The 14273-nt window shown below is 45.5% G+C and carries 1 protein-coding gene; it reads left to right on the top strand.

Annotated elements, in window-relative coordinates:
* The first annotated feature begins 2 nt into the window (after positions 1-2).
* Positions 3-14249 carry a T9SS type B sorting domain-containing protein gene (locus GGE08_RS01955; protein ID WP_179383225.1) on the top strand — a complete coding sequence of 4749 codons (14247 nt, stop codon included), beginning with the start codon at positions 3-5 and terminating at the stop codon, positions 14247-14249.
* Positions 14250-14273 lie beyond the last annotated feature (24 nt).

Genomic DNA, 14273 nt, shown 5'->3' with positions numbered 1-14273 from the left:
CCATGACCAAAGTCTTATTCAAATCCATTGTTTGCCTACTGGGCATAGGGCTTCTTAGCTCTGCACTTCATGCTCAAGTGGAGGTACCTTTTACCCCAAGGTTGGACAATTCCTATATAAACATCAAGGGAGATTATACCTTTTTGGCCAACTCCATTATAAATAGAGTGGATGGTAGCAATACGGCCAACGACCCCTATAATGGCAACAACAACAATAATGGTTTTCATAGGGATTATATTGATATTGATGGAGACCCAACAACCTTTAGCTCCAGTAGCTCTACCCTAACCTTGCCAGATTGCTCCAGAATCTACTGGGCCGGACTGTACTGGTCGGCCAATTACCAACAAGAGGTGCTGAACAACAGCCAAATCTCAAGCCTTCCTGCGAACGATTCAAGAAGACTGGATTTTAGAGAAATCAAATTCAAGGTCCCTGGCGGAAGTTACATTGATATTGTAGCCGATAACAACCCTGACCCCGTAGGAGAGGAAGATGCCGTAATCCATGATGATGTCAACTTCAAGGACTCCCCTTATACCTGTTTTGCCAACGTTACGAACCAGCTTCAAGCCTTGGCCAATCCTGCTGGGGAATACACGGTGGCCAATGTTAGGGCGACCAGAGGTAGAAGTGTTGGCGGCGCTGGTGGATGGACATTGGTTGTCATCTACGAGAACCCAACGCTTTCTGGAAAATATATCTCTGTTTTTGATGGATACGCCGGTGTTTCCGGTACTTCAAGTGCAGATATCAATGTGTCTGGATTCAATACCATTCCATCCGGACCAGTAAGGGCCCGTTTGGGGGCAAGTGTCGTAGAGGGAGATAGAAGCATCACAGGAGATGCGTTCCGAATCCAAACTCCAATGAACCCCGGTTTTACCAACCTATCCAACGGTTCCAACCCTGCGAATAACTTCTTTAATTCAAACATTACCATTGATGGTGCAGATGTTACCAACAGGAACATATATGCGACAAACACCCTTGGCTACGATGCGGATATTTTTGAAATCAACAACCCCTCCAACAGCATTATAGACAATGGCGAAACCGATGCCACCTTGCGTCTTTACACACAAGGGGATGGCTATGGCGCTTTTTTGGTGACCTTTGGTATCGAAGTAATCGAACCAAACATTGTCCTTGAAAAAACAGTCGAGGACATTGGAGGGAACGATATTACCGGAGCCGGGGTAAATCTTGGTCAAACCTTGGATTATGTGCTTTCTTTCCAAAATACAGGGAACGACGACGCCACCAATTACACCATTAGGGACATATTGCCCGTTAACGTTAGTTTGGACGAATCTTCCATCACTATGCCAGCAGGTGTTACCTATACCTACGACGCAGCCACTAGGGAAGTGATGTTCAGTATTCCTGACAACCTTATTGAGATTGGCGACCCTATTTCACAAATAAGAATGCGGGTACAAGTGGCCCAGAACTGTTTCGACTTTATTGATGCCTGTACCGATGTCATCCAAAACTTGGCATATTCCACCTATCAGGGAATTATAAATCCAAACCAAATCACGGACGACCCCAGCGTTTATGACTTTGATGATTGTGGTTTTGGTACGCCCGGAGCCACCAACTTTCTATTGGACGATCTAAGTGCCTGTAATTTTACCAGAACCGTACAATTATGTGGTGAAGACGTACTCCTTGATGCCGGGGACAACTTTGACAACTACATTTGGTACCGCGATGAAAATGGGAACAATACTATTGATGTTGGTACAGACACTGTAATCACTGATGGGGATGCGGACAACGACCCGAGTACCCTTTTGGTAAGTGAAGTCGGAACATATCTTGTGGACAAACAAGTGGCCGACCCATGTAAAGATTTCCAAGAAATCATTGTTGTGGAACTGTTTGGATCTGTACAGTCCAACCCCATAACTGCTTTGATCAACGACACCTCGAACACCATTGATGGTGATATTGAAATATGCCCCAACGATGGTAGCGAGCTTCCCGAGATTTTCCTTTGTGGATTGAATGATGCGGAGCTTATCCAAATCAATATTCCCGATGCCACGAGCATTGTGTGGGAGCAATTGGATGAGGCCAGCTGTGGTGCTTCCGTAGATGGTTGTGCCAACACCAATACGGGATGTACCTGGAACACCGTGGACACTGGAAACGACTTTTTGGCCGAAAACACAGGCCAATATCGACTGGTCATTAACTATCAAAATGGCTGTTTTAGTCGATTCTATTTCAATATTTATAAAAACCCGTTAGACCCTCAGTATACTTCCAGCGATATTATTTGTGACACACCCGGTAACATTACCGTGACCAATATGCCGTTGACCTATGAGTTCCAACTTGTAAACCAGGCCACGGGTAACATTGTTGTGCCCTATCAGTCTAGCCCAAGTTTTACAATTCAAAACAACGGCGCCTATATGGTAGAGATGAGACAACAAGGCGTAACCGATGGTTGTGTTTTTGTGTTGGACAATATTGGTATACTAGACAGGGATTTCCAAGTGGATGTAGTTCCTCAGGACACAGACTGTAACGGTCTGGGCGAAATCGCAATCTCTGTACTTAATGTAGAAGCGCAGTATTACTATGAAATATCCCAAGGAGGAACCGTAGTCGATACCCATGGCCCAACCAACGATAACAATTACACCTTCGAAAACCTTAACGATGGTATCTATGACGTAACCGTTACCACGGATGACGGGTGCGACTATACGGAACAAGTAACCATACAAGATCTTACAGACCTAGAACTTACCGCCAGGATTTCCCAGCATATTACATGTAGGGAAGGTAATATTTTGATGGAGTCCACGGGAGGAAGAACGCCGCACACCTACGCTATTTGGTCCTTTGTGGATGAAAGTGGGGTTACCCAAATTTCTTATCCATCTGTAAACGACGTCCCTGCTTCTGCCTATCAAACCAGTCAAATATTTGACATTTACGATCCCGGACAATATACTTTCGTGGTGGTGGACAGAAACAACTGCTACGATATTTCGAATACAGTTACTATCGAATTTCGACCTGCCGCTGATTTTGATCCAACCACCGTGACCGATGTACTTTGCTATGGTGATGCTACTGGCTCCATAACTTTTAACCTCATCAGCAGTAATGGATATCAACTTACCTACTATTTGTTTGATGCAACGGGTTTTGATGAGGACAATTATGATCTAAATAATGCCTTGGCCACAAACACTTCTGGGAATTTCCCAGGATTGACCGATGGGGATTACGTGGTGGTGATTAACCAACGTAAAGGTAGTGCCTCATGTGATTATTTTGAGTATTCCACTATCTCAGCTCCATCCTTTGCTTTGGATGCCGATGCTGTGTTGACACAGGATTATACCTGTTTACAAGAAGGCATCATTGAGGTTCAAAATGTAACAGGAGGGACCGCTCCTTATGAATACAGCATTGACGGGGTGAATTTTGGAAGTGCTTCAACGTTCAACAACCTTACGGATGGAACCTACACAGTAACCGTTCGTGATGCCGTTGGATGTGTCTTCACAACGACTCCTATCACAATCGACCCGCTAGATCCACCAACGGATATCGATTTTGCAGCTACCAATCCACTTTGTCCAACCTTTACTTCCGATGTAACCCTAACCGTAACCGGAGGCGAGCCAAATTTGGTATATGAAATCATCTCTCCTGCAGGAAGTGCCGTTAACAATGGCAACAACAACACTTTTACAGGTTTGTTGCCCGGAACATACCTCTTCCGTGTAACCGACAATGCAGGGTGTACCTATGATGAAAGCTACACCATAGCCCCTGTAACGGAAATCTCCGTTACTGGTCAGCTGATTAGCAACATTACCTGTTTGGGCGATAGTGATGGTGAGATCCAATACACGGTTTACAACTTTAACACAGATTACAATTATACCGTTACAGGGCCCGCCAGCTTCTCTGGAACAGGGGAGACAAGCGGAACCGTTTCATTAAATGGATTGGCTGAAGGAACCTATACTATTACTGTAACCGATAACTTTACCAACTGTACCGACACGGCAAGCGTTACCGTAGCTGCTCCCCCAGCAGCTATTACAGCGCCCGTTACCATTACTCAGCCCACCTGTTTGGCCAATGGCTCCGTTTCCATTGCCGCTGCTGGAGGATGGGGAAGCTATACGTATGAAATCACTTCGGGCCCAGCAGGCTATACCCTTCCTGCACCACAGACCAATGGTTTGTTTGCTGGTTTGAACATTGGCGGCACCTATACCTTTACCGTTACCGACGCCAACGGATGCGTATATACAGATGACTTTGTCATTAACGAAGCAGTAGCACCCGCTTTGGACATTGTTCCAAATGATATTTGCTATGATGATGCTACAGGTCTTACCCTAACGGCCAATGTAATCTCTGGAGGGGATGGAAATTATGAATACAGCCTTAACGGAGGTCCATTTGTAACCAGCAATGTATTTACAGGCTTGGGCCCTGGAACCCATACCATAGATGTGAGGGACGGTAATGACTGTACCGACTCGGAAACCATTACCATAGACCCCGAGCTGAGCGTGGTGGCTTCCGCTCCAAATATTACTGCATGTGCTACAGATACAGATATAACCATCACCGCTGCCGGTGGTGACGGCAACTACGTGTATGCCGTGGTGGCCAATGGGGCCACTCCAACAACTGGAGATTTTTCAACTACAAATCCTGTTACCGTTACAAGTGCTGGAGACTACGATGTATATGTACGCGACAATGGTGGAGCTTCAGGCTATTGTGAGGCAAATTATGATATCACCATTGCCCAAGATCCCCTATTGACCATTAATGTGACCAATACAGATATTCTTTGTAGTGGGGAAGCACAAGCTCAAATTACTATTGCGGCGTCTGGTGGAGAGGGACCGTATACGTACAGTATCAACAATGGGTCTACCTATCAAACCTCGAACACCTTTGTAAACCTTCCCGCGGGAAGCTACAATATCCGTGTAAGGGATGCCAACAACTGTGAAGTAACCGAAATCTATACGATAAACGAGCCTCTAACGCTATCTGCATCCGCCGCAGTTACAGCTTTGGCCGAATGTTACCCCGGTATGGGTGCAGAGGTAAGGATTACCAACGCAATTGGGGGCACAGCTCCCTACGAATATAGCTTTGATGGCGGTTCCAATTATAGCGCAAGTGCTATCGGCTACCTATTGCCAGGAACCCATACCCTTTTCATTAGGGATGCCAATTTGTGTACCTATCCAATGACGGTTACCATTGACCCGGAACCAACCCCTCCTACGGCAACACCGACCATAGATTATGAGTGTGATGGAGAAGGAACGATTACCGTAACAACAAGTAGTACGGATTTTGATTATACCTATGAAATCAACGGAACCCCAAATACACCGAACACTTCCAACGTGTTCAGCAATGTGCCCGTTGGAAACCACACCATAACGGTTAACTATACCAGCAATATAGCCCCTTCCCCAAGTATTCTACTTACCGAAAACTTTGGAACGGGACCCAACACCAGTATTCCCGAAGTGGACCCGGCATACTGCTACGAGCCTCAAAACGGAACCGTAAATTCTTGTGGATGGGCGATTAATAACAGAATCCAAGACGGGGAATACTCTGTGACGCAAAACATCGTGAATCCTTATGGTTCATGGTTGAGTCCAAATGACCACTCAGGTTTGCCCAATGGTCGCTTCTTGGCCATGAACGTTGGTGGTGCAGTAGGGCCCAATGGTATTATCTATGCCAAAAGAGGCATTGAGGTAGTTCCCAATAGGGATATTACCATTTCACTTTGGGCATTTAACCTATTGAGAAACGGAACTGGTGGAGCCGACCCAGATATTGACATTCAGTTGGTAGATGGCGGCGGTACCGTAATTGCCAGTACAACCACAGGAAACGTTCCCAAAAACAATGGGGCCAACGATTGGCAGAATTACTCCGTGACCCTTAACCCGGGAGGAAACACCAATTTGGATATCGTAATTCGTACCAATTCGGCAGTAACCGGAGGAAATGATATTGCCATAGATGACATTGAAGCCTTCCAAACCCCAGAAGTGTGTACGGAATCGTTGACCATTAATGTGAATGTGGAGGACGGACGTGCCTTTGACGGTGCGATTACGGCATTTACCGACCTGACTTGTAACGGAGCTGCCGATGGCACCATCACTTTTGAGGCTGAAAACTTTGATCCAGCCATCGGATTTACCTATCAAGTGGATGGTGGTGCTGTTTCAGCGGCACAATTTGCCAGTCCTATAACCGTAAACGGTTTATCCGCAGGAGCACATACCATCGAAATTGTTGACTTGAGAGACCCTGCATGTTCAGTGGTACTTAATCAAACCTTATCACAACCAGATGTGGTTGACGTTACTGCTTCGGTTACCACCCAACTCACTTGTACCAATGGCGGTGCAACCATAACGGCAACGGCTATCGGTGGAACACCAGTGTATCAATATCAATTGGAAGATAACTTAGGCGCCATACTTACTCCTTACCAATCGTCCAATGTATTTACCGGCTTAACCGATGGTGACTATGTAATTAGAGTAAGAGACACCAATGCTTGTGAGGATACAACACCTATTACGGTAGATCCTTTTGAAATTCTTGCCTTTGATGCAACCCCAACAGCATGTTATAGCGGAAATAACGACGGTAGTATTCAGGTGGATGTTACCGCTGGAAATGGCAATTATCAGTTTAGCTTGAACGGCGGAGCGTGGATCACACCATCCCCTTCAACAGCTACCACCTACACATTCAATAATCTGGTGGCCGGAACCTATACCGTAGATGTGCGCGACCAATACGGTTGTTCGTTGCAGGACACAGTTACCATCAATCCAGCGTTGACGGCATCTGCTTTCCTTAATAATGATTTGACTTGTTTGGCTGATGCTACTGTCACCGTCAATGCAAATGGAGGTTCAGGTTCATATACGTATGAATGGTCCAATGATGGAGGAACCAACTACAATTCAACTGGATTTACTGGCAATGTATTCAACACCAATGTGGATGGCACCTATATGTTCAGAGTAACTGATACTTCCACCCCAGCTTGTAGTGTTATAACCAATAGCATTATAATTACTCCAGCAGTGCCGCCTGTTATCAGCAGTGTTACTCCCACCGACATATTGTGTAACGGAGAGAGCACAGGTAGTTTGGATATTACTATAGACACTTCTGTTGGAGTGCCGCCATACACCATTAATGTAGTGGAGACCATCAGTGGCACTGTTTATGGAACCCAAACAACAGGATTGCCAGCTGGTTCGTACGAAGTTACGATTACTGACGACAAAGGTTGTGTTTCAGCACCATTTCCCGCTGTAATCTCTGAACCTAGTCCGATTACATACACCACATCTGATGTTCCGATTACTTGTGATTCAAGTTCGGGAGTCACCAATCCAGGTTCCATTACTGTTTCCGGTGTTTCTGGCGGAACAGCAGAATATACATACATCCTTACGGCCAATAATGGTATTGCGCCACAAACCTATACCACCACTTCTGGCGCAAGGGACCATACCTTCACCGTACTGGAATTTGGAATCTATCAAATTGACGTAGTGGATGCCAATGGATGCGCATCGTTCACCACAGAGATTATTGCATCGCCACCTAATGATTTGGATATTGATGTGAGCACCGCAACCGCAGATTGTGTCTCCGGAGGTACAGCTATAGTTACTGTGGGTTCCGCTGTAGGAAGTGGTAATTACGAGTTTGCCATTTTGGAAAACTATACTGCTCCTTATTCGAGCACCTATCAAGCACCTGACACGGTTGGTGGAGATACCGCTACCTTTACCGGGCTTACTCCTGGTATCACGTACACCTTCGTGGTATACGACCTTACCACCAACTGCTATTATTTTGAAGAAGCAGCAGCACCCATTAATACGCCTTCTGCGATGACGGCTACCTTGGATGCTGTGAACAATGTGAGCTGTACAGGGTCTGCTGATGGCAATATCTCATTTACCTTCACTGGGTTTGATGTGGGGGCAACCGCTGTAGATTACGAAATATTCAATAGACAATCCAATGTCTCAACAGGGCATAGTGGAACCGCTACTGTAAACGCACCTACCACGGTGACCGTTAACAATTTTGCCACCCTACCTCCTGGAGAGTATTACTTGCTTCTGACAGAAGTAGGTGGCCCCATCAACGGATGTTCTGTGAACGGAGGTGAGTTTACCATTCGTGAATCCGTCAATCCACTTGATTTGGATGTAGCTAGCCCACAAAACGATAATTGTAACCCCAATGCTGGAGTAATTACGGCAACAGGTAGGTTCGGTACCGCGCCTTATACGTATCAATACCTGTTGGATACTGATCCCGCACCTACTGCCGCAAGTGCAGGGTGGACAAACAATACTTCTGCCAACGTGGAAGCAGGTGACTACATTGTCTACGTCATGGATGCTTACGGATGTATTTTCCAAAGACCTATTACCGTTCATGAGGACCCAAGACCGGAAATCACACTATCCATTGTGGATGAATGTGTAGAAGAAGGTATGTTCGAAGTCTTGATTACCTTGGATAATCCTGGGGTGGCCATGTCCCCATTCCAAATAAGTGTGAATGGCTCGGCATACCAAAACTTCAGCTTTAATGGAAGCAATCAATACACCGTTTCTGGATTAAGCTCTGGTAGCGGTCAGACCATTGCTGTAAGAGATTTGAACGGTTGTGCCGATACAGATACCTTCAATATTTCTCCACCACTCGAATTCACGGTAACGCAAACCGTCGCCTTGGACTGTGAACCGGGAGCTGCGGCCAATGCGGAATTACTAATAGAAGTTATATCAGGCTCAGGTAACTATGAATACATGATTGATGGTCCTGGTTCCAATGATGTGGCCAGAAGTGTGCTAACCTTGGATGCTTCCAATCAGTTTACGTGGACTGGTGCTGCCGCAGCTGGAAGTTATGATGTTATTGTATTCGATATGGGAACAGCACCACCAAACTGTCCGCAGACCATTACAATAAATGTGCCTGATGCTCCAATTCCAGATTTTACAGAGACCCATGTTGATGTGTCTTGTTTTGGAGGAAATGATGGAAGCATAACCTTGACTGCTACTGACAATGGCATATTACCGTTGACCTACACACTTACCCCAATGCCCGTTGGTGCCGTATTGAATGGCAACACCTTTGAAAACCTACCGGCAGGAACTTATGACATTCGTGCTGTAGGGTCAAACAACTGTCCATTTGATATCACAGGAATCGTAATTGACGAACCTGCGCCCATTTCCGTGCCAGCTCCTAGCGTGGTCGAATTTGCGTGTACCGCAGGAAACAATACAAACAATGCCACCATTACGGTTGATACAGCCTCCATAACCGGGGGTAGTGGAAACTATGTGCGCTATGAATTTATCAACGATGCAGGTTCCGTAGTAGTCCAATCCGGAAGCAATCCTGTGTATACCTCAACCGATATTAATGGTGGAAACTATACCATCAATGTGTATGATTCCAATGGTTGTTTGGGAACTACAACAGCTGTAATTGCTCCATTCGATAGTTTGGACTCAGCAACAGTAACCGTAGATGCAGTGGCCACTTGTGTCACCGGTGAGGATATTACGATTACCGCAGTTGGCTCCATCACCAATTCCAATACACATCCAGCCAATTATGAGTTCAGGGAGTTGCCTTCAGGTACCTTCCAGGCTTCGGGAAGTTTCACTGGATTGAGTGTTGGCACTCACAATTTTGAAGTTAGAAATACGGTAACAGGATGTATCATTACCGTATCCCACGAAGTGGCCGATCCAGAGGTGTTGGATTTAAACATCGTAAACACCACGGATATCACCTGTTTTGGTGATACCAATGGTGCTGTTGAATTGAATTTGGTAGACAGCTCCTCTGTTACCTATGCCAGTGCAACTAGCTATACACTTTATTACGATACCAATAACACGCCTACAGATACTTCTGATGATACTGTGACAACAGGTTCCGATGCCGATGGCAGCTTTACCATCACAGGATTGGCAGCTGGTACGTATTACATCGAAGTAACCGACACCAATCCTCCAGGATCAGCATGTCTGTATAGTGAATCGTTCACGATTGCAGGCCCCGCTGCCGCCATTACCGGAGCTACTGTGGTAACCGATATCACCTGTTTAGGTAATGATGGTGCCATTCAAATTACCAACGTTGCCGGTGGATGGGGTGGATACTCCTACTATGTAGGAATTACTTCACCAACTGGCCCGGGAGATTATGTCGCCAGCCCAAATTTCACTGGATTGAGTGCAGGTACCTACGAAGCTTGGGTCATCGATTCCAGTGGCTGTGAGCAATTGGTGGACACCGCTGTGCTGGTAGATCCAACTCCAATTACAGCAACTTTACAGATCAATGTGGAAAACTGTACCAACCTGCAAGGAGAAATCCAAGTGGTTGGAACCGCTGGTGGCCAAGGGAGCAACTACACCTATCAATTGATCAGAAACGGCGCTACTGTAGGTTCTCCACAAACAAGTACTGTTTTCTCCGGTCTTGGTGCTGGTTCTTACGAAGTACTTGTAGCCGATCAGTGGTCTTGTACCACAACGGTTGGGCCAGTAGTGCTTACAGATGCCATGACAGCAACCACCACTGTAGATAAACCCATCGATTGTACCTTGAACCCTGGGGGCGAAATCACCGTAAATGTATCGGGAGGATCTTCCAACCTAACATTTGATGTGGTCTACCCAGATGGAATAACAACTGATTCCAATACAACAGGAGTATTTACAGGTCTTACACAACCAGGGGTATACACCTTTACGGTAACCGACAACAATACAGCAACACCTTGTACGTATGTCGTAACACAAGAGCTTGATGACAAAGTTGACCCCGTCATTGACAATGTTTTGGTAGATGATGTCAACTGTTTTGGAGGGTCTGATGGAAGTTTGACCGTGGTACTAGATCCAGCAACTGTGGTAGATCCTGTATACACTTATGAGCTTTACGAAATGTCCGATTTGGTAAATCCATACCGATTTGCACAATCGAGCCCGGTTTTTGATAACCTTCCAGCCGGTGATTACCGAGTAAGGGTAATATCATCTAGGGAATGTGATGACACTTTCGATGCTACTGTAGATGAACCAACTGTTCTAAACGCAAACGCAACGGCAACACCATTTGTTTGTTCACCAAGCAACTCGGTTAATGAATCGACCATCACCGTTGTGGCAGCAGGTGGAACCGCTCCGTACGCGTACAGTTTCAATGGAAACAGTTTTACATCCAGTGCCGCTTTTGATATTGTGGATAATGGAACTGCCCAAACCATCAACTATGTGGTGCGAGATGCCAATGGTTGTGAATATCCGGACAGTATTATCGTTCAGCCATTAAACACGTTTACCTTGGGTATCAATCAAGATGTGGCTATCACTTGTGCAAATCCAGAAACGGTAACATTGACCGTTACGGAAAGTATTGGTGGAGATACCTATACATTTGAACTGTTGCCTGTTGGAAATCCTTTTGGATCAATGACAGCTTCAACAACTACAACAGCTACCTTTGATTTGACCCAACCCGGTAGTTATACCTTTAGGGCCACCAATGACACCACTGGATGCTATGTAGAAACTACGCATACAATTGCACCTTACGATACCATTGATGTAGTGGCTACGGCAACATCACCTGCTATCTGTTTTGGTGATGCAGGAACTATTGAAATCAACGTTTCAGGCTACGTTGGAGCGTACGACTATGAAGTATTCCAAGCAAATGGAACAACAACAGGGGTTACCGGAAGTGGCAATACAAGTACCAATCCGTTCCAGATTCCCGATCCGACCGCTGCTTTGGTCGGTGGAAACTATTATGTGGAAATCGTGGGAACCAATGCCCCTTTCTGTCCGGCAGTATCAGGCACAATAACCATTGTTTCCCCAAGTTCTGCACTGGATTACACCCCACAAGAAGTGGCCAATGTAACCTGTACCAATGATCAAGGTGAAATTTTAATAGCCCCAACAGGAGGTTACGCACCTTATGATATTGTTTTGACCAATACTACCACATCCCAAGTGTATACCATGAACAATGTAGCCAGCTATGTGTTCACAGGTTTATCTGCAGGAGATTATACGGTAAGCGTTACGGATAATGGAGGTTGTACTGAAGATAGGATGATTACATTAATAGAACCAACTCCTATTACTGCGGACATTGATGCTGCTCCAATAGATTTATTGTGCTACGGTGCAGAGAGTGCGTCAGTTTGGGCACATAATGTTGCCGGTGGAAGCGGTTCTTACGTATATCAGTTAAACTATTACGACGCAACAGGCGCCAATATCGTTTTCACAACAGGTGAGCAAAGTAGCAATACCTTTAACGGATTGGGTGCAGGTATCTACAGTATCACGGTATCCGATGGATGGAATTGCGGTATAGAAACTCCTCAAGTTACCATTACGGAACCTACCGAGGTAATGGCCAGCCTTATTGAAGTGAGTGCCATGACTTGTAACAATAATGCAGAGATTATGTTGAGTGCCGTAGGAGGAACTGCTCCTTATTTCTACAGTACTGATGGTATCAACTTTACAGCAATGAGCGGTGGTGATACCCATACGTTCAATGTAGGTCCGGGAGCGTATCAATATTACGTAAGGGATGCCAATGGTTGTGATGCTTTGATTTCCAACCAAGTTACTGTTGACGCGGTTCCACCACTTACGTTGAACATTGACGATTCTGCTGCGATGATCAATTGTATGGGAGAGGCATCTGCGACCATCACTGCCCAAGCTACAGGTGGACTCGGTAACTATAGCTACGAATTGTTCGGCGATGCAGCTTTGACCAACTTGATCAATGGTCCACAACCCAGCGGAACCTTTGGTGGTTTGATGGCAGGTGATTACTATGTAAGGGTTACCAGTGACGATTGTGTTGAGGTATCTCCAGTGATTACCATTGTAGACCCCGAACCATTGGTAGTGGAGAGAGAAGAATTTACAAATATCACTTGCTCAGGAGAGAACGACGGTACCATTACAGTTGAAGTGTCGGGGGGAACAGGTGAAATTCTATACGCTATTTCACCTAATCTAGATCAGTTTGATACGATGAACACCTTTACTGATCTAGAACCCGGCATCTATGATGTTATCGCACAGGATGTGAACGGATGTTTCATCACGTTCCAGTTTGAAATTACACAACCCGATCCTGTGGTGGCCGAAGCTATCAACATTATGGATGAGGTCTGTTTTGAAAGTGGTGATGGCTCCTTCGAACTCCAAGTTTCTGGAGGTACAGCACCTTACGAAACAAGTTTAAATTCCACTGCGGATTCCAACTTTGTACAAGATCAGTTCTTGTTCCAAAACATGCCTGCCGGAACACATGTAGTGTTTGTAAGGGATGCCCAAGGTTGTGAAACAAACGTAATTGTGGAAATAAACCCGGGAGTAAACCTTGCCGCTACAGTTACGCCAATGTATGAATGTACCGGTAATGTCCCAGATAATTATTTGGACATTGTAATGGAAGATGAATCCATTGCCAACGATTTGATGTACGCCTTGGATTCCACCGATCCTGCAGATATGCAGTTGGAGGCCAACTTTACCAACATGGCACCTGGAGACCATTACATTACCATTGCACATTCGAATGGATGTATGACAACCTACGACTTTACCATCGATTCCTTTGAACCTTTGACATTGACGTTGGAAAACAACACCATCAACCAGATTACGGCCGTGGCCGAAGGTGGTGTGGAAGATTATACATTCTATTTCAATGGAGTGGACAATGGTAGTGACAATACCTATTTTATCAATAGGACAGATACCTATACGGTAACCGTTGTCGATGAAAATGGTTGTGAGGCCACGGCAGAAATCTTTATGGAGTTCATAGATGTAGAATTCCCGAATTTCTTCACCCCAGATGGTGACGGTCGCAACGATTTATGGCTGCCAGACAACATTGAGGGCTTCCCCGACGTACTAATCAAGATTTACGATCGTTATGGTAGAGTAGTGGAAGTAATGGCCCGAAATGTTAAGGGCTGGGATGGAAATTATGATGGCAAACCATTGCCAACTGGTGACTACTGGTACGTTGTTCAATTACAAGGTGAACAGGATAACAGAGAATTTGTAGGGCATTTTACCCTATACCGATAATAACGCTTAACCTACTTTAACCCC

Source organism: Allomuricauda sp. ARW1Y1, assembly GCF_013407935.1.
In the GTDB taxonomy this organism is placed as follows: Bacteria; Bacteroidota; Bacteroidia; order Flavobacteriales; family Flavobacteriaceae; genus Flagellimonas.
The sequence above is the reverse complement of the archived record's forward strand: the minus strand, read 5'-3'. Positions and strand labels throughout refer to the sequence as shown.

Coding starts and splice junctions, on each gene's coding strand:
- GGE08_RS01955 (WP_179383225.1), top strand. CDS start 3: ATGACCAAAGTCTTATTCAAATCCATTGTTTGCCTACTGGGCATAGGG.